Raw genomic sequence first — 17,873 nt, 5'->3', positions numbered from 1 at the left:
AGGTTGAGAAATCTTGGCAAGACAGTTGCTCCCACAAAAAAGGAGAGCCTGAGCTCTCCTTTTCCGTTCTACGACCGTCAGCGTCAGCCGATGGTCATCAGGCTGGCGTTACCACCTGCCGCCGCGGTGTTAACACTCACCGCCCGCTCGATCACCAGGCGTTCCAGGGCGATCTGGTGGTCGCCGCTCGACAGCCCGTGCACGCCGACGATCGCGCCGGCACGCTTGGCCACCTGCTCGCAGACGCCGCGCAGCTGGTCGGAGTGACCGTGGTGGATGACCGCGTCGAACGCCACGTCGTCCTTGCTCCAGTCGGCCACCAGCTTGATCTTCGCTTGCAGCTCCTTCGGCAGACGGCCGCGCACGGTCTTGGCCGGCTCGCCGTCCTGGAACACCGCCGAGCTACCCACGGCCAGTACCGCCGCCAACTGGGCCAGCAGGTCGGCCTCGTTGTCGGCCAGGCACAGCACGTGTTCGCGTGGCAGCACGCTGTAGGTGTTGCGCTCGCCGGTCGGGCCTGGCAGCACGCGGGTGATGCCGCTCTGCGACTGCTCGGCGAACTGCTCGCACAGCGCGGCCAGGTCGCTCATCTGGCTGCTGGCCGCCCAGGTCTTGAGGGTGGTCAGCGGCTTGAACTGCTGGTCGCGCAGGGTGGTGTCGGCCTGGCTGCGCGCATCGTCGGCCTGGAAGTGGCGGGCGATGGCGTCGGCCGGGCGGGTCGACAGCAGGCGGTACAGGTACAGCGGGCCGCCGGCTTTCGGGCCGGTGCCCGACAGGCCTTCACCGCCGAACGGCTGCACGCCGACCACGGCACCGACGATGTTGCGGTTGACGTACATGTTGCCGGCGTTGACGTTGTCCACCACCTTGGCGATGGTCTCGTCGATGCGGGTGTGCACGCCCAGGGTCAGGCCGTAGCCGGAAGCGTTGATCTGCTCGATCAGCTGGTCCAGATCCTTGCGGTTGTAGCGCACCACATGCAGCACCGGGCCGAAGATCTCGCGCTTGAGCTCGTCGAAGCTTTCCAGCTCGATCAGGGTCGGCATCACGAAGGTACCGCGCTTGATCTCCTCGCCTTCGGCGATGGCCACCTGGTAGACGGTGCGGCCTTTATCGCGCATGCCCTGGATGTGCTTCTCGATGCCGGCCTTGGCTTCGGCGTCGATCACCGGGCCGATGTCCACGGACAGGCGCTCCGGGTTGCCCAGGCGGCTTTCGGCCATGGCGCCCTTGAGCATCTCGATCACGCGGTCGGCGGAGTCTTCCTGCAAGCACAGCACGCGCAGGGCCGAGCAACGCTGGCCGGCACTGTCGAAGGCCGAGGAAACCACATCGATCACCACCTGCTCGGTCAGTGCCGAGGAGTCGACGATCATGGCGTTCTGGCCGCCGGTTTCGGCGATCAGCGGGATCGGGCGGCCCTGATTGTCCAGGCGCCCGGCGATGTTGCGTTGCAGCAGGCGGGCGACTTCGGTGGAGCCGGTGAACATCACGCCCTTGACACGCTCGTCACCGACCAGGCCGGCACCGACGGTTTCGCCCTGGCCTGGCAGCAGTTGCAGCACGCCTTCGGGGATGCCGGCTTCCAGCAGCAGGCGCACGGCCTGGGCGGCGACCAACGGGGTCTGTTCGGCCGGCTTGGCCAGTACCGGGTTGCCGGCGGCCAGCGCCGCGGCCACCTGGCCGGAGAAGATCGCCAGCGGGAAGTTCCACGGGCTGATGCACACCACCGGGCCCAGCGGGCGGCAGCTGTCGTTGCGCAGGTCGTTGCGCGCCTGCACCGCGTAGTAGCGCAGGAAGTCCACGGCCTCGCGTACTTCGGCGATGGCGTTGGCGAAGGTCTTGCCGGCTTCGCGCACCAGCAGGCCCATCAGCGGCTGGATGTCGGCTTCCATCAGGTCGGCGGCGCGTTCGAGGATCGCGGCGCGTTCGGCCGGCGGAGTGGCCTGCCAGATCGGCGCGGCGTTCAGCGCGCACTGGATGGCGTTGTCGACGTCGGCGACGGTGGCTTCCTGTACATGACCCACGACATCGCGGTGGTCGGCCGGGTTGAGCACCGGTACGGCCGGCTGCTCGCTGGCGGCGCAGGCCAGCAGCGGCGTGGCTTTCCAGTCGTTGTGGGCGGTGGCCAGCAGGGCGCAGGACAGCGACGCCAGGCGGTGTTCGTTGGCCATGTCGATGCCGGCCGAGTTGGCCCGCTCGCTGCCGTACAGTTCACGCGGCATCGGGATGCGTGGGTGCGGCAGGCCGATGCTGCCTTCCTGGGTGCCCATGCGCTCGATGCTGGCGACCGGGTCGGCGACCAGTTCCTGGATGGAGATCGAGTGGTCGGCGATGCGGTTGACGAACGAGGTGTTGGCGCCGTTTTCCAGCAGGCGGCGGACCAGGTAGGCCAGCAGGGTCTCGTGGGTGCCGACCGGTGCGTACACGCGGCACGGACGGTTCAGCTTGCCCTCGGAGATCTTGCCCACGACTTGCTCGTATAGCGGTTCGCCCATGCCGTGCAGGCACTGGAACTCGTACTGGCCCGGGTAGTAGTTCTGCCCGGCGATGGTGTAGATGGCCGACAGGGTGTGGGCGTTGTGGGTGGCGAACTGCGGGTAGATGGCTTCTGGCACGGCCAGCAGCTTGCGGGCGCAGGCGACGTAGGACACGTCGGTGTACACCTTGCGGGTGTAGACCGGATAGCCTTCCAGGCCCTCGACCTGGGCGCGCTTGATCTCGCTGTCCCAGTAGGCGCCCTTCACCAGGCGGATCATCAGGCGGTGACGGCTGCGCTTGGCCAGGTCGATGACATAGTCGATCACGTACGGGCAGCGCTTCTGGTAGGCCTGGATGACGAAGCCGATGCCGTTCCAGCCGGCCAGCGACGGCTCGAAGCACAGGCGCTCGAGCAGGTCCAGCGACAGCTCCAGGCGGTCGGCTTCCTCGGCGTCGATGTTCAGGCCGATGTCGTACTGCTTGGCCAGCAGGGTCAGCGACAGCAGGCGCGGGTACAGCTCGCTCATCACGCGTTCGTACTGGGCGCGGCTGTAGCGCGGGTGCAGGGCCGAGAGCTTGATCGAGATGCCCGGGCCTTCATAGATGCCGCGGCCGTGCGAGGCCTTGCCGATCGAGTGGATCGCCTGCTCGTAGGAGGCCAGGTATTTCTGCGCGTCGTGCTCGGTCAGCGCGGCTTCGCCGAGCATGTCGTAGCTGTAGCGGAAGCCCTTGGCTTCGAACTTGCTGGCGTTGGCCAGTGCCTCGGCGATGGTCTCGCCGGTGACGAACTGCTCGCCCATCAGGCGCATGGCCATGTCGACGCCCTTGCGGATCATCGGCTCGCCGCTCTTGCCGATGATGCGGGTGAGCGAGGAGGTCAGGCCGGATTCGTTGTGGGTGCTGACCAGCTTGCCGGTCAGCAGCAGGCCCCAGGTGGCGGCGTTGACGAACAGCGACGGGCTGTTGCCCAGGTGCGGCTGCCAGTTGCCGGTGCTGATCTTGTCGCGGATCAGTGCGTCACGGGTGCCTTTGTCGGGGATGCGCAGCAGGGCTTCGGCCAGGCACATCAGCGCCACGCCTTCCTGGGAGGACAGCGAGAACTCCTGCAGCAGGCCCTGGACGATGCCGGCACGGCCGCCGGCGCTCTTCTGGTTGCGCAGTTTGTCGGCAAGGCTCGCGGCCAGCTTGTTGGTGGCTTCGGCCTGGGCGGCCGGCAGACGTGCCTGCTCCAGCAGCATCGGCACCACTTCCTGCTCGGGACGGCGGTAGGCGGCGGTGATCGCCGAGCGCAGTACCGACTGCGGCAGGATGCTTTCGGCGAACTCCAGGAAGCACTGGTGGGCATGGTCGGCGGCGACTTCGCCGGCGTCGTCGCCAGCGGCAGCATGGCCGTTGAGGTCGTTCAGGGTGGCGCCACCCTCGAGCTTCTCGAGATAGTTGAAGATCGCTTGCTTGATCAACCAGTGCGGCGTGCGGTCGATGGACTGCGCAGCTGCTTTGAGTCGCTCACGGGTCGGGTCGTCGAGTTTGACCCCAAGGGTGGTCGTCGCCATTTCTTATCCTCGTTATTGGTCACGGATGTGGCCTAAGCTGAAGGCAAGATTAGCCTGTAGGACAATTCGGGTGCAACCGGGTGCAACCCGAAATCTTCACGGTAAAGGTGCAACTCGTCTGAAGGGTGTTTCCTTAAAGCCGAAACGGTCTTTTTTGCTGCTTTTGCTTATGTAAAACGCTGTGTTTGCTCCGAAAAGGAGCAAAAAAGGGGCTTTGTCCGAAAAACCATGGCTGGGTGCAACTTGCAAATGAAAAATGGTTGCACCTCGTTCATGTTGTTGCATAGGATTCGCCGCCTGGGTGCAACCGTCGTGCGCGGCGGTCGCAAGAGATAAAAACAACGCCAGGGCACAACTCATGGGCAATCCACTAACGATCACTTTCGTGATCTACATTGCGGCAATGGTGCTGATCGGCTTCGCCGCCTATCGCTCCACCAAGAACCTTTCCGACTATATTCTCGGCGGCCGTAGTCTCGGCAGCGTGGTTACCGCGCTTTCCGCCGGCGCATCGGACATGAGCGGCTGGCTGTTGATGGGCCTGCCGGGCGCCATCTACTTCGCGGGCCTTTCCGAGGCCTGGATCGCCATCGGCCTGACCGTCGGCGCCTACCTGAACTGGCTGTTCGTCGCCGGCCGTCTGCGTGTGCAGACCGAGCACAACGGTGATGCCCTGACCCTGCCGGACTACTTCTCCAGCCGTTTCGAAGACCAGACCGGTCTGCTGCGGATCATCTCGGCGATCGTCATCCTGGTGTTCTTCACCATCTACTGCGCTTCCGGCATCGTCGCCGGCGCCCGCCTGTTCGAAAGCACCTTCGGCATGTCCTACGAAACCGCCCTGTGGGCCGGTGCCGCGGCGACTATCGCCTACACCTTCATCGGTGGTTTCCTGGCTGTAAGCTGGACCGATACCGTACAGGCTTCGCTGATGATCTTCGCGCTGATCCTCACCCCGGTGATCGTGCTGATCTCCACTGGCGGCTTCGACCAGACCTTCGCTGCCATCGACGCGGTGAACCCGGCGCACTTCGACATGTTCAAGGGCGCGACCTTCATCGGCATCATCTCGCTGATGGGCTGGGGCCTGGGCTACTTCGGCCAGCCGCACATCCTGGCGCGCTTCATGGCCGCCGACTCGGTCAAATCGATCGCCAACGCCCGCCGCATCTCCATGACCTGGATGATCCTGTGCCTGGCCGGTACCTGCGCCGTCGGTTTCTTCGGTATCGCCTACTTCTCGGCGCACCCAGACCTGGCCGGCCCGGTTACCGAGAACCATGAGCGCGTGTTCATCGAGTTGGCCAAGATCCTGTTCAACCCGTGGATCGCCGGTATCCTGCTGTCGGCCATCCTGGCCGCGGTGATGAGCACCCTGAGCTGCCAGCTGCTGGTGTGCTCCAGCGCACTGACCGAAGACTTCTACAAGGCCTTCCTGCGCAAGAACGCTTCGCAGAAGGAGCTGGTGTGGGTCGGCCGTCTGATGGTCCTGGCCGTCGCGCTGATCGCCATCGCCATGGCGTCCAATCCGGAAAACCGCGTGCTGGGCCTGGTGGCCTACGCCTGGGCCGGCTTCGGTGCCGCCTTCGGTCCGGTGGTGCTGATCTCGGTGCTGTGGAAGGGCATGACCCGCAACGGCGCCCTGGCCGGTATCGTGGTCGGCGCGCTGACCGTGATCCTGTGGAAAAACTACGTGGACATGGGCCTGTACGAGATCATCCCGGGCTTCCTGTTCGCCAGCATCGCCATCTTCGTGGTGAGCAAGCTGGGCAGCCCGTCGAACAGCATGGTTTCGCGTTTTGAAACCGCTGACGCGGCGTACCACGCCGACAAGTAACGCCTGCTGAACCGGCGTTATCCCTATCGCGGGGCAAGCCCGCTCCCACGTGTCCTCGGGCATTTGTGGGAGCGGGCTTGCCCCGCGATGCTTTGTGCCGACTGCAAGGCAAGGTAAACTTGTCGCCCCCGCAGGAGTCCTCATGAACTATCGTCACGCCTTCCACGCCGGCAACCATGCCGATGTCCTCAAGCACATCGTGCTCACCCGCCTCATCGCCCTGATGTCGCGCAAGGAGCAGCCGTTCGCCTACATCGATACCCACGCCGGCCTGGGTCTCTACGACCTGCAGGGCGACCAGGCGAGCCGTACCGGCGAATACCTCGAGGGCGTGGCCCGCCTGTGGAACCGCGACGACCTGCCGGAAGCGACCGCCGACTACCTGCGCATCATCAAGCGCCTGAACCAGGACGGCGAGCTGCGCTACTACCCGGGCTCGCCGGAGCTGGCGCGCCGCCTGATGCGCCAGCAGGACCGTGCCCTGCTCAACGAGAAGCACCCTGAAGATGGGGCGCTGCTCAAGGAAAACATGAAAAAGGATCCGCGGGTCACCGTGCATCTGGGTGAGGGTTGGCATATCGCCCGGGCCCTGCTGCCAGTGCAGGAAAAGCGCGCGATCATGCTGATCGACCCGCCGTTCGAGCAGGCCGACGAGCTCAAGCGCTGCACCGTGGCCATGAAAGAGGCGATCGGTCGCATGCGCCAGACTGTCGCGGCGATCTGGTACCCGATCAAGGACCAGCGCTCGCTGACCCGCTTCTACCAGGACCTGACCAGCACCGGCGCGCCGAAGTTGCTGCGGGTCGAGCTCTACGTGCACCACCAGGACAGCCCGCAGGGCCTGAACGGCTCAGGCCTGGCCATCGCCAACCCGCCGTGGGGCCTGGAGGACGAGCTCAAGACGCTGCTGCCGTGGCTGGCCAAGGAGCTGGCGCAGACCGCCGGCAGCTTCCGTATGGACTGGCTGATCGCCGAGTAACCCGTACGAACCCTGTAGGAGCGGCCTTGTGCCGCGAAAGGGCCGCAAGGCGGCCCCGGCGATGTTCGCTGTGACGCTGAGCCCCGGGGCCGCTACGCGTCCCTTTCGCGGCACAAGGCCGCTCCTACAACGACCGTGCAGTGCATGGCGTTTGCGTTATAATCCCGCCCTTTAGCCGCCATCCGCCCGAATGGCCGTTGGCGCACTTCATACCGATTTGAGAGGCTAGACCCTTGGCACTGACGATTCTTGGCCTGTCCGGCGCCCTTAGCCATGACCCTTCCGCGGCCCTGTACATCGACGGCAAGCTGATTGCCGCCGCCGAAGAAGAGCGCTTCGTGCGTGACAAGCATGCGAAGAACCGCATGCCCTACGAGTCGGCGAAGTTCTGCCTGGAGCAGGCCGGCATCAAGCCGTCGGACGTCGATGTGGTGGCCATTCCGTTCGCCCCGATCAGCCTGTTCGGCAAGGCCCGCTGGCATTACGCCAAGCGCTACTGGTACGCCCCGGACCGCGCCCTCGACGCGCTGCTGATGGGCAACCGCCGCTACAAGCGCTACCGCAAGAAGATCGTCTGGTGCCTGGAGCAACTGGGCTTCGATCCGAAGAAGATCAAGATCGAGCCGGTCGAGCACCACCTGGCTCACGCCTCCAGCGCCTACCACTGCTCGGGTTTCAAAGAGAAAACCGCGATCCTTGGTATCGACGGCAAGGGCGAGTACGCCACCACCTTCTTCGGCTACGGCGAAAACGGCAAGATCCACAAGATCAAGGAATTCTTCGATCCGGACTCGCTGGGCGGCCTGTATGGCGCGATCACCGAGTTCCTCGGTTTCGAAATGCTCGATGGCGAGTTCAAGGTCATGGGCATGGCGCCATATGGCGACGCCAGCAAGTATGACTTCTCGCGCCTGGCCAGCTTCGAAAACGGCGAGCTGGTGATCAACACCGAATACGCCAACGTCATCGGCCTGCGCCGTTATAAAGAGAAGGGCAAGGGCTTCTACTTCTCGCCCAAGCTGATCGAGTGGCTGGGTCCGAAGCGCGAAGGCGATATCGCCGACGAGCCGTACATCCATTACGCCGCCAGCATGCAGGCGCTGTTCGAGAAGCTGGCCCTGCAGATGATCGACCATTACCTGGGCGACACGCTGAAAGAGACCGGCAAGCTGGCCTTCGCCGGCGGCTGCGCGCTGAACGTCAAGCTGAACCAGAAGATCATCGCCCGCGACGACGTGAAAGAGCTGTTCGTCCAGCCGGCCTCCGGCGACGCCGGTACCGCCGTTGGTGCGGCCGCCTACGTGTCCCACGCCCGTGGCGTGCCGGTCGAGAAGATGGAGCATGTCTACCTCGGCCCTGCGTACTCCAACGAAGACGTGATTGCCGCCTGTGCCCGTCACCCGAACCAGCCCGCATGGCGCAAGCTCGAGAACATGCCCGAGCAGATCGCCAAGATCATGGTCGATGGCAACCCGGTGGCGTGGTTCCAGGGCCGCATGGAGTTCGGTCCGCGTGCGCTGGGTGGTCGTTCGATCATCGGCTGCCCGAGCGTTGAAGGCGTGGCCGATCGCATCAACCACCAGATCAAGTTCCGCGAGCGCTGGAGACCTTTCTGCCCGTCGATGCTGGACACCGTCGCGCCGCAGATGATCAAGATCGATCACCCCGCGCCGTTCATGACCTTCACCTTCGAAGTCGCCGAAGAGTGGAAGACCCGCGTGCCGGAAGTTGTGCACGAAGACGGCACTTCGCGCGCCCAGGTGCTCAAGCGCGAGTACAACCCGCGCTACTACGACATGATGAAAGCGCTGGAAGACCTGACCGGCAACGGCGTGTCGCTGAACACCTCGCTGAACCGCCGTGGCGAACCCATGATCTGCTCGCCGACCGACGCCCTGAACATGTTCTTCGGCTCGGACCTGCAGTACCTGATCATGGAAGACATCCTGGTGGTCAAGGAAGGCGCCGCGCCGTATGACCAGCCGCTCTGAACCGCGCATCCTGCAGTTCTGCCATGGCTATGACGGGCCGTTTCTCGATTGTGCCCGTCAATACGCCAGCCTGTTCCAGGGCAGCGGCTACAAGGTCACTACCGTGTTCCTCACCGGGGCAGCCGACGCGAAAGTAGCTGCCGGCTGTGCCTCGGACGAGGTGCTGTTTCTCGAGTTCAGCTCCAAGGCCGTGCGCGGCCTGAAGCTGGGCGCGATCCGCGCGCTGCGCGAGATCGCCGCGCAGCGCAATTTCAGCTTTTGCATCGCTCATCGCTTCAAGCCGATCTATGTCGCGCTGCTCGGGACCGGCCTGCCGGTGATTGGCGTGCACCATGCCTTCAGCGACTATGAGCGCAAAGGGCGGCGGCTGTTCGCCAATCTGTTCCGCAAGCGCCTGAGCCTGCTCGGTGTGTCGGACGCGGTGCGCGACGACATGCGTCGCTGCCTGGGTCTGTGGCCAGCCGAGCGTATCCAGACTTTGTACAACCGCATCGACGTCGAGGCACTGCAGGCCAGCCTGGTGCCGCGTGACGAGGCGCGCCGGGCCTTGGGCCTGGATGAACGTGCCTGGGTGGTCGGCAACGTCGGCCGTCTGCATCCGGACAAGGACCAGGCCACGCTGCTGCGTGGTTTCGCCGAAGCCTTGCCGGGGCTGCCGTCCGGCGCGCGCCTGGCGATCCTGGGCAAGGGGCGTCTCGAGGCGAAACTCAAGGCCCTGGCTGCCGAGTTGGGCATCGCCGGGCAGGTCGACTTCCTCGGCCAGGTACCGGACGCTCGCCGCTATTTCCGTGCTTTCGACGTGTTCGCCTTGAGCTCCGACCATGAGCCGTTCGGCATGGTCCTGCTCGAAGCCATGGTCGCTGGCGTGCCGGTGCTGGCCACCGCCTGTGGCGGTGCCCGGGAAGTGGTCGAGGGCGTGGGTGTGCTGTTCCCACTGGGCGATGCCGCGCAGCTGGCCCAGGGCCTGAAGCACATGGCCGGCCTGGACGCGCAGCAGCGCGAGGCATGCGCCGGGCATATGCTGCAGCGTCTGCAGCAGCGCTTCAGCGACCAGGCGGTGCGTGATGCCTTCTGGCAACTGCCGCAAGTCCGCGCGCTGATGGCGGAGGCCTGATGCTCAATCATCTCAAGGCCTGGCGCGAACGCGGCTGGCAAGTGATCGACGCGGCCGCGTACAGCGACGCCTGGCAGCGTCATGGCGGCAGTGTCGCCACGCACCCGTTGGTGATCGAGCAACTGGCGGACCTGGCCGGGATCCCGGTGCGTTACCTGGGCTGGTTCCAAGGCGCCGAGCTCAAGGCCGCGCTGCCGACCTGGGGGCGCCATCTGGCGCTGTCCAAGGATGTGCTCAAGCGCGAAGGCAAGAAAGGCCTGTTCGACCTGGGCAATGCCGAGATCATCCTGCCGGCCGCCGCCGATGCCGGGGCGCCGCTGCGCCACGCCGGTCGCTACCTGTCGGAGTTGAACCAGGGCCGTTTCGCCGGCCTGAAGGCGCAACCCGAGCAGTTGGCCATGGCGCGGCCCCATGAAGACCTGTCGAAGAAATTTCGCTACAACCAGCGTCGTGAGCTGCGCTTGCTGGAAGAGGCGGGCGGTCAGGTGCGACCGATCGGCGATTTCACTGCAGCCGAGATCGCCGCGATGTACTGTGATCTGTTCCAGCGTCGCTGGGGCTTCCCGGCCACCGGCGCGGCCCGCATGGCCGAGGTGGTCGAGCGCCTGCGCGAGCTGCTGGTCGGTTCGGTGCTGTTCCTCGACGGGGCGCCCATCGCCATTCAGCTGGTGTATTGCGTCGAGGCGCCGCAATGGATCAGCGTCGAATATGTAAACGGCGGTGTCGACCCGCAGACCAAGGCATTCAGCCCTGGTAGCGTACTGAGCTTCCTCAATACCCAGGCTGCCTGGGAGGATGCCAATGCCCGCGGCAAGATGCTGCGGTTCTCGTTCGGTCGGGCCGACCGGGAGTACAAGGATCGTTGGTGCAACCCCGTCAACGTCTTCCAGGTCTGAACATGAGCGCCAACAAACAGCAACTGCTCAAACGCCATCGCAAGCGCAAACGGGTGATCCTGCTGCTGGCGCTGATCGTGCTGCTGTTCTCGTCGCTGTGGGCGCTGTGGCTGCCGCCCGTGCTCGCAGTGCTGCTGTGGGTGGCCCATGAAGCCTGGTTTTCCGACCATCTGTTCTACGTGCCGGGCAGCGACTACCAGTATGACCTGCAAGCCAGCGAGCGTCATGCGCTGCGCAGTCAGGAAGGGGGGCTGGCTTTGCCGGGCGATTGCACGCTGGACGGCAGCGAGACGCTGTTGTTGCAGGTGAGCCTGCGTGCCGGCTGGTTGGGTCGGCTGTTCGATCCGGTAGTACGCATCGAAGGTGACACAACCGATTGCCAGGCTTTCGAGCGGGGTGTGCGGGGTGTGCGTTATCTGAACCTGAGCGGGCAGGCCGAGGCGCTGCGCGCCGGACGGTTACGCTTGAGCGGTCGCCATTGCCGCATCGAGCCGGAGATGGAACTGCTGGTGCTGCGCCACCCCGACTACCTGGCCGGCACCCTGATGGTTATCGCCCCCCATGCCGACGATGCCGAGCTGGCGGCGTTCGCTGCCTATTCCCAGGCGAAGAGCAGCTGGATCGTGACCCTCACCGCCGGCGAGATCGAGAACGAGTACTACCGCGACACCTTTGGCCTCGACCTGACCGAGGCGGCCCGGCTCAAGGGCCAATTGCGCAGCTGGGACAGCGTCGCCGTGCCGCGTTGGGCTGGCGTGCCTTCCAGCCAATGCGTGCAGTTGGGCTATTTCTGCATGCAGTTGCCCGCCATGCAGGCCGAGCCCGGGGCATCGATTCCGTCGCGCGAGGCAGACCTGACCGACACCCGGCCATTCCGTCGATTCAACGAAGTCGCGTTGCAAAGCGACGCCGATGGCCGACCGACCTGGGTCAACCTGGTCCAGGACCTGCGCGAGCTCATCGAGCGCGCGCGTCCGGCAACCATTGTGATGCCGCACCCGACCCTGGATCCGCACCCGGACCATGTGTGTGCCCATGACGCCTTGCAGCAGGCGTTGCAGAGCGCCGACTGGCGGCCTGAAACCCTGCTGTTCTATGCCAACCACCTGCATGACAATGACCGTTGGCCGATGGGTGATGCCGGGACCGGCGTACCTCTGCCACCCTTCTTCGATGCCGGCATGCCCATGCGTCCGTGGGTGCTTGGGGTGGGGGCACAAGAGCAGAGGCAAAAGGCCATCGCTTTGGGTATGATGCACGACCTGCAGCCCGCGGCCCCGCTCAAGCGCCGAATCCGTCGCTTCCTGCAGCGCTGCCTCGCCGCCCGGCGCTGGCCCGCATTCGGTGAAAATGAATTCTTCCGCAAGGCCGTACGGCGCCACGAACTGCTGTGGGTCGGCACAATGATCGACAAGAGAGAACCACGGTGAAAGTCCTGTTCCTGGTCCAGAAAGAGCAACGCGCCATCCTGGACCGCCTGTACGAAGGCATCGCGGCCGACTGCGAGTGCGATATCCGTTGGTTGACCGGTGACGAACAGGCGGATCTGCGCAGCTATTTCCGCGAGCATGTGCAGGTCGAGCGGTACGACCGCATCCTGTTCTTCCTGCGGTTCAAGAAAGAGATCCGCCAGGCGCGCTTCATTCGGACGATTCCGAACCTGGTGATCCTCGAACACGACGCCTACCAGAACTACATCCCCTGCAAGTACACCGGCAAGTTCAGCGAGTACTACCGCCAGTTGCCATGGGCGCGGATCATCACCTCCGGCGCGGTGGTCACCCGACGCCTGCGCGATGAAGGCTTCGACGCGATCTTCGTGCCCAAGGGGTATGACCAGGCGCTGCTGCGCAATGAAAACCATGAGCGCGATATCGAGCTGGCGTTCGTCGGCAGCCTGCGCAGCGTGGCCTACTCCGGGCGCAAGCAGATGCTCGAGTCGATCGCGGCGGTTGAAAACCTGCTGATCACCCGTACCAAGTCCGGCGAGGAATACAGCCAGACCCTCAGTCGCATCCGCTTTTTCGTCAGTGCCGATGTCGGCATGGGCGAATACATGATCAAGAACTTCGAAGCCATGGCCTGTGGCTGCGTCCTGTTCGCCTATGACCAGGGCGAGGAAGAGAACCAGGCGCTGGGCTTCGTCGACATGCACAATATCGTGCTCTACCGCGACCTCGAGCAGTTGCGCGAGAAGCTCGCCCGGCTGCGTGGCGATCTCGCCCTGGCCGAGCGTATCTCGCGCAATGGCCAGCAGTTGGCCGAGCAGCGCTACACCTTCCACGCGCTCGGGCAAGCGATCACCGAGGCCATGCGCGCGCCGCTGCGCCCGGCCGCGAAACCCGGCCTGCTGGAGCGTGTGCTGCTGGCCATCGGCCTGTCGCGTTAGGCCCCACACACATCGAGGAAGCCATGATCTTCAGTGAAAACAGCGAGATCACACTGGTGGTGACCAGTTGTGGTCGTTTCGAGTTGCTCAAGCGCACGCTCGAAAGTTTCGACCGCTACAACACGGCGCCCATCCGTGAAGTCTTCATCACCGAAGACTCCGGTGACGAGGCGGTGCGTGGCTGCATCCCGGAACACTGGCGCGAACACACCACCTTCATCGTCAACAATCCCAAGCTTGGGCAGTTGCGCTCGGTGGACGCCGCCTATTCGCAGATCAAGACCTTCTGGGTGTTCCATTGCGAGGATGACTGGGCCTTCTATCGCCCGGGCTTCGTCGAGGAATCCCAGGCACTGCTGGAGGCCGACCCGCAAGCGTTGCAGGTCTGGCTGCGCAGCTTCAATCATGACCTGCAGGTGCACAGCCCCTATGTGTTCCTGGAGGAGCGCCAGGTGCTGCAGGGCATCGCTTTCCACAAGCTGGGCTCGCACAAGGCGGAATGGCAGGGGTTCTCGTTCAACCCAGGCCTGCGCAGGCTGGCCGACTACCAGGCACATGCACCGTACGCCTCGCATTCCGGCGAGAAGAGCTTGTCGCGGTTGTACGCCGAGCGCGACCGCTATGCGCTGATCCTGGAGAACGACGCCGTGCTGCATACCGGTTTCGGCGAGCATGTGGAAATGGCGGAAGAGAAAATCAAGAAGGCACGGCGCAAGCGCATGGATCGCATTCGTCTGTTGGGCGTGCTGATTATCGGACTATTGCTGGGATGGGTGTTGAAGGATGTTTGAAGGGATTGGCAACGACAACCGAACGAGCAGGCGCTACTTCAGCGCTGCGCTGATCGCGTTCCTGGCCAGCTTCGTGCTGATGGCCTCATCGAAATGGACCAACAACATTTTCTACGCCTTCATCGCGTTGCCTGGCCTGGTGTTCCTGGTCAAGGAGCGCGGTGCGGGGCTGTTCGGCGACAAGCTGGGGCTGGCTTGGCTGGTATTCCTGCTGTGGTTCCTGGTGCCGGCGGTGATTGCCGGTGATGGGCAGTTCTACAAGCACATCGCTTACGTGACGCTCTTCGTCTTCGCGGTGGCTGGGCTGACGAACCAGGGCTTCTTCCGCTCCGAGGTGTTTGCGCGCGCGCTATTCTGGATCATCTGCCTGTACATCTTCGGCTATTCGGCCTTCGCCTACCTGACCGGCATCTACGCCTTGGGTGAGCGGGTCAGTCTGATGCCTGCGCGCATGCAGAACGTGATCTACACCAGTATATGGCTGCTCTGTGCGCTGGCACTGGCCATGCCGGGGTGGTTGCACCGTCGTCGCTGGATCGAAGCGTTTGCCGCCGTGGCGCTGTCGGTGGTGGCAATCACCTTTGTCCTGCAGACGCGTACCGCGATGGTCGGCGCGGCCTTCCTGTTTGCCGCCTGGGCATGCTGGGCGCTGTGGCGCTTCCCGCGCGTGGCCGGAAGCTGGCTGCTGGTGTTCGCGGTACTTGGCGGCATCGCCCTGTGGTTGGTCAAGGACATGGCCTGGTTCCATTCGCTGTTCGAGCGCGGTGACTCCTATCGTGGCGAGTTGTTCCACGTGATGGTCGGCGAGTGGCAGAACTGTGGCTGGATGGTTGGCTGCGGCGTCGAGTTCCATACCGACAAGCTGCTGAGCGGCTTCATGCCGATCCAGCATCCGCACAATATCTTCGTTGCCTTGGGCCTCTATACCGGCGGCGTCTCGCTGGTCCTGTTCCTGGTCATCGTGGCGATGACCCTGGTCCAGGCCTTGCGCCTTCGAGACCCTTGGGGCATGTACCTGGCCTGTGCCCTGGTGATGCTCAACTTCGATGGCAGCAAGCTGATCGGCAACCCTGACGAGCTGTGGCCATTGGTCCTGTTGCCGGCGGCCATGGTGCTGGGTCGTGGGTTGCAGCAGCGACGTTCGAACTGATGATGAAGATGGCCGCCTCCGGGCGGCCATTTTCGTTCAGACCAGTGCGTTGGCCAGGTCCTGGCGGCGGCAGACCTGCTGACTGGCAAGGTAGGCCTCGATGAAGGTGTTGTCGCCGTCACCCAGCAGCCACTCTCGATCTTCCTGGTAACGCAGCATATGACGGAAGTTGCGCTGGCGTTGAGAACGGCGAAGTGGTCTGCGGTACATGCGCAGGTCGGCGACGTCGATCAACCCCAGCTCGCCTTCGGGCGTCAGCACCACGTTGCCCAGGTGCGCGGAGCGGAAGTACACCCCCGCTTCGTGAAGCGTCGCGATGAAACGCCCGAGCTGATCGCGCAAGCCTGGGTGGTTGCCGGGTTGCTCCAGCAGTTGGCGCAGCGTATGGCCGGGTAGCGGGTCATAGTGCACGGCATCGCGGGCAATCTCGGCGATACGATAGACCGCCTTGACCTGCGGGCAGGGGATACCGCGTTCGGCCAGCGCCTGGCAATTGTCGGCGAAGCGCCGGGCGTAGGGATACCAGGCCGCCGAGCTGATCAGACGCTTGCGCCGGAACAGCTTGAGCATCGAACCATCCTTTAGGCGCAGGACCTTGTCGCCAGTGCCGTCGGCCTCGAGGACGTGGGCGCCCTCGCGCAGGGCAAGGTAACGGGCGTGGTCAAGTGCGTGCATCAAGCCTCCGGGGCCAGGGTTCGGGACAGCCGTCTATCTTAACCTGCGGCGGACGGTGCAAGACACCGTGTGTGGTATAATCCCGACTCTTTTTGACCCGACGGATTCTCATGACAGTTCCCGAATCGTCTTCCCCCGCAAGCCTGAAGATCTATCTGCGCCTGCTGGGCTACGTCAAACCCTATATCGGCATCTTCCTGCTGAGCATCGTCGGTTTCGTGATCTTCGCCTCGACCCAGCCGATGCTGGCCGGGATCCTCAAGTATTTCGTCGATGGGCTGAGCAATCCGCAGGCGGTGCTGTTCCCCGACGTGCCTTACCTGCGCGATCTGCAATTATTGCAGGCGGTGCCGCTGCTGATCATCCTGATCGCCGCCTGGCAGGGCCTGGGTTCGTTCCTCGGCAACTACTATCTGGCCAAGGTGTCGCTGTGCCTGGTGCACGACCTGCGGGTGGAGCTGTTCAACAAGCTGCTGGTCCTGCCCAACCACTACTTCGACAACCACAATTCCGGGCACCTGATCTCGCGCATCACCTTCAACGTGACCATGGTCACCGGCGCCGCCACCGACGCTATCAAGGTGGTCATTCGTGAAGGCCTGACGGTGGTGTTCCTGTTTGCCTACCTGCTGTGGATGAACTGGAAGCTGACCCTGGTGATGGTGGCGATCCTGCCGGTAATCGCGGTGATGGTGAGCACTGCCAGCAAGAAATTCCGCAAGCAGAGCAAGAAGATCCAGGTGGCCATGGGCGATGTCACTCACGTGGCTTCCGAGACCATCCAGGGCTATCGCGTGGTGCGCAGCTTCGGTGGCGAAAGCTACGAGGAGCGTCGCTTCGGTGCCGCCAGCCAAAGCAATACCGACAAGCAACTGCGCATGACCAAGACCGGCGCGCTGTACACGCCGTTGTTGCAATTGGTGATCTACAGCGCCATGGCCGCGCTGATGTTCCTGGTGCTGTTCCTGCGCGGCGAGGCATCGGCGGGTGACCTGGTGGCCTACATCACTGCCGCCGGCCTTCTGCCCAAGCCGATTCGCCAGTTGTCGGAAGTCAGCTCGACCATCCAGAAGGGCCTTGCCGGTGCAGAGAGCATTTTCGAGCAGTTGGACGAAAAACCCGAAATAGACAAGGGCAGCATCGAGAAGGAGCGGGTCGAGGGACGCCTGGAAGTGCGCAACCTCAGCTTCACCTACCCAGGTACCGAGCGCCAGGTGCTCAGCGACATCAACTTTACCGCCGAGCCCGGGCAGATGATCGCCCTGGTGGGGCGTTCCGGCAGTGGCAAGTCGACGCTGGCGGCGTTGATCCCGCGTTTCTACCACCACACGGAAGGGCAGATCCTGCTCGACGGCGTGGAGATCGAGGATTACCGCCTGCGTAACCTGCGCCGGCATGTTTCCCAGGTGACCCAGCATGTCACCCTGTTCAATGACACCGTGGCCAACAACATCGCCTATGGCGACCTGGCCGGCGCGCCGCGGGCCGATATCGAGGCCGCCGCCGCAGACGCTTATGCCAAGGAGTTCGTCGACCAGTTGCCCAAGGGCTTCGATACCGAAGTCGGCGAGAACGGCGTGCTGCTTTCCGGCGGCCAGCGCCAGCGCCTGGCGATTGCCCGGGCCTTGCTCAAGAATGCGCCGCTGCTGATTCTCGACGAGGCTACCTCGGCCCTGGATACCGAGTCCGAACGGCATATCCAGGCGGCGCTGGACCATGTGATGGAAGGGCGCACCACCCTGGTGATCGCGCACCGGCTGTCGACAATCGAGAAGGCCGACCTGATCCTGGTCATGGACCAGGGCCGTCTGGTGGAGCGCGGCACCCACGCCGAACTGCTCCAGGCCAATGGTCATTACGCCCGTCTGCACGCCATGGGGCTGGACGAGGCCGAAAAGGCCAACATCACCTGAGCCTGCGTCACGGCGGGGCCTTGCAGGCCTCGCCGGTCAATCGATACAGCATCGCCGCGGTTGGCCGTAAAGCCCTGCGCATCCCTGTGCTAATATCCTGCCCC

13 protein-coding genes are annotated in these 17,873 nt (G+C 64.1%); 10 read left to right on the top strand and 3 right to left on the bottom strand.

Annotated elements, in window-relative coordinates:
• Positions 1 to 83: 83 nt before the first annotated feature.
• Together putA and K2O50_RS24080 are read right to left on the bottom strand one after the other, a co-directional pair.
• Entirely contained in the window at positions 84 to 4,034 is a 3,951-nt protein-coding gene (putA, locus tag K2O50_RS24085) for a trifunctional transcriptional regulator/proline dehydrogenase/L-glutamate gamma-semialdehyde dehydrogenase (protein ID WP_050707199.1), read from the bottom strand.
• 96 nt (positions 4,035 to 4,130) lie between these two features.
• Complete coding sequence (locus K2O50_RS24080) at positions 4,131 to 4,394, bottom strand: hypothetical protein (RefSeq protein WP_156329675.1); 264 nt, start codon at positions 4,392 to 4,394, stop codon at positions 4,131 to 4,133.
• On the opposite strand from K2O50_RS24080, the gene putP reads away from it, so the two are divergent.
• From putP to K2O50_RS24035, 9 genes are all read left to right on the top strand, one after another.
• Positions 4,393 to 5,871, top strand: coding sequence for a sodium/proline symporter PutP (putP, locus tag K2O50_RS24075; protein WP_050707198.1), 1,479 nt, complete (start codon positions 4,393 to 4,395; stop codon positions 5,869 to 5,871). The two genes, K2O50_RS24080 and putP, sit on opposite strands and share 2 nt — an antisense overlap.
• Positions 5,872 to 6,013: 142 nt before the next feature.
• The gene (locus K2O50_RS24070; RefSeq protein ID WP_050707197.1) at positions 6,014 to 6,850 is read left to right on the top strand and encodes a 23S rRNA (adenine(2030)-N(6))-methyltransferase RlmJ; all 837 of its coding nucleotides are present in this window, start codon (positions 6,014 to 6,016) and stop codon (positions 6,848 to 6,850) included.
• Between the two features lie 233 nt (positions 6,851 to 7,083).
• Entirely contained in the window at positions 7,084 to 8,841 is a 1,758-nt protein-coding gene (locus tag K2O50_RS24065; protein WP_050707196.1) for a carbamoyltransferase, read from the top strand.
• A complete protein-coding gene (locus K2O50_RS24060; protein WP_050707195.1) occupies positions 8,825 to 9,955 on the top strand; it encodes a glycosyltransferase in 1,131 nt (376 codons plus the stop codon). The genes K2O50_RS24065 and K2O50_RS24060 overlap by 17 nt, the downstream gene beginning before the upstream one ends.
• Positions 9,955 to 10,851, top strand: coding sequence for an antimicrobial resistance protein Mig-14 (locus K2O50_RS24055; protein WP_050707194.1), 897 nt, complete (start codon positions 9,955 to 9,957; stop codon positions 10,849 to 10,851). Before K2O50_RS24060 ends, K2O50_RS24055 begins: the two co-directional genes overlap by 1 nt.
• 2 nt (positions 10,852 to 10,853) lie before the next feature.
• Positions 10,854 to 12,281, top strand: a complete 1,428-nt coding sequence (locus K2O50_RS24050) for a PIG-L deacetylase family protein (RefSeq protein ID WP_050707193.1) — start codon at positions 10,854 to 10,856, stop codon at positions 12,279 to 12,281.
• Positions 12,278 to 13,240: a glycosyltransferase gene (locus tag K2O50_RS24045; protein ID WP_050707192.1), complete on the top strand. Its 963-nt coding sequence runs from the start codon at positions 12,278 to 12,280 to the stop codon at positions 13,238 to 13,240. The genes K2O50_RS24050 and K2O50_RS24045 overlap by 4 nt, the downstream gene beginning before the upstream one ends.
• 23 nt (positions 13,241 to 13,263) lie before the next feature.
• Positions 13,264 to 14,031 (top strand): glycosyltransferase family 2 protein, encoded by a 768-nt coding sequence (locus tag K2O50_RS24040; protein ID WP_050707191.1) that lies wholly within the window; start codon positions 13,264 to 13,266, stop codon positions 14,029 to 14,031.
• Complete coding sequence (locus tag K2O50_RS24035; RefSeq protein WP_050707190.1) at positions 14,024 to 15,181, top strand: hypothetical protein; 1,158 nt, start codon at positions 14,024 to 14,026, stop codon at positions 15,179 to 15,181. Before K2O50_RS24040 ends, K2O50_RS24035 begins: the two co-directional genes overlap by 8 nt.
• Before the next feature lie 36 nt (positions 15,182 to 15,217).
• Here K2O50_RS24035 and K2O50_RS24030 read toward each other — a convergent pair whose 3' ends face one another.
• On the bottom strand, positions 15,218 to 15,856 hold the full coding sequence (locus tag K2O50_RS24030) for a phosphotransferase (RefSeq protein ID WP_050707189.1): 639 nt from the start codon (positions 15,854 to 15,856) through the stop codon (positions 15,218 to 15,220).
• Positions 15,857 to 15,966: 110 nt separating this feature from the next.
• Here K2O50_RS24030 and msbA point away from each other — a divergent pair, with 110 nt between their 5' ends.
• A complete protein-coding gene (gene msbA / locus K2O50_RS24025; protein ID WP_050707188.1) occupies positions 15,967 to 17,769 on the top strand; it encodes a lipid A export permease/ATP-binding protein MsbA in 1,803 nt (600 codons plus the stop codon).
• The last annotated feature ends 104 nt before the right edge of the window (positions 17,770 to 17,873 follow it).

The organism is Pseudomonas sp. 2hn, from assembly GCF_019646095.1.
GTDB lineage: Bacteria > Pseudomonadota > Gammaproteobacteria > Pseudomonadales > Pseudomonadaceae > Aquipseudomonas > Aquipseudomonas peradeniyensis.
Note: the sequence above shows the minus strand (reverse complement) of the source record. Positions and strands in the feature narration are given on the sequence as shown.

Bases quoted from the DNA above. Each gene is read 5' to 3' on its own strand.
- K2O50_RS24080 (WP_156329675.1), bottom strand. From the start codon at position 4,394: ATGAGTTGTGCCCTGGCGTTGTTTTTATCTCTTGCGACCGCCGCGCAC.
- K2O50_RS24030 (WP_050707189.1), bottom strand. From the start codon at position 15,856: ATGCACGCACTTGACCACGCCCGTTACCTTGCCCTGCGCGAGGGCGCC.
- K2O50_RS24055 (WP_050707194.1), top strand. From the start codon at position 9,955: ATGCTCAATCATCTCAAGGCCTGGCGCGAACGCGGCTGGCAAGTGATC.
- msbA (WP_050707188.1), top strand. From the start codon at position 15,967: ATGACAGTTCCCGAATCGTCTTCCCCCGCAAGCCTGAAGATCTATCTG.
- K2O50_RS24060 (WP_050707195.1), top strand. From the start codon at position 8,825: ATGACCAGCCGCTCTGAACCGCGCATCCTGCAGTTCTGCCATGGCTAT.
- K2O50_RS24070 (WP_050707197.1), top strand. From the start codon at position 6,014: ATGAACTATCGTCACGCCTTCCACGCCGGCAACCATGCCGATGTCCTC.
- K2O50_RS24035 (WP_050707190.1), top strand. From the start codon at position 14,024: ATGTTTGAAGGGATTGGCAACGACAACCGAACGAGCAGGCGCTACTTC.
- putA (WP_050707199.1), bottom strand. From the start codon at position 4,034: ATGGCGACGACCACCCTTGGGGTCAAACTCGACGACCCGACCCGTGAG.
- putP (WP_050707198.1), top strand. From the start codon at position 4,393: ATGGGCAATCCACTAACGATCACTTTCGTGATCTACATTGCGGCAATG.
- K2O50_RS24040 (WP_050707191.1), top strand. From the start codon at position 13,264: ATGATCTTCAGTGAAAACAGCGAGATCACACTGGTGGTGACCAGTTGT.
- K2O50_RS24050 (WP_050707193.1), top strand. From the start codon at position 10,854: ATGAGCGCCAACAAACAGCAACTGCTCAAACGCCATCGCAAGCGCAAA.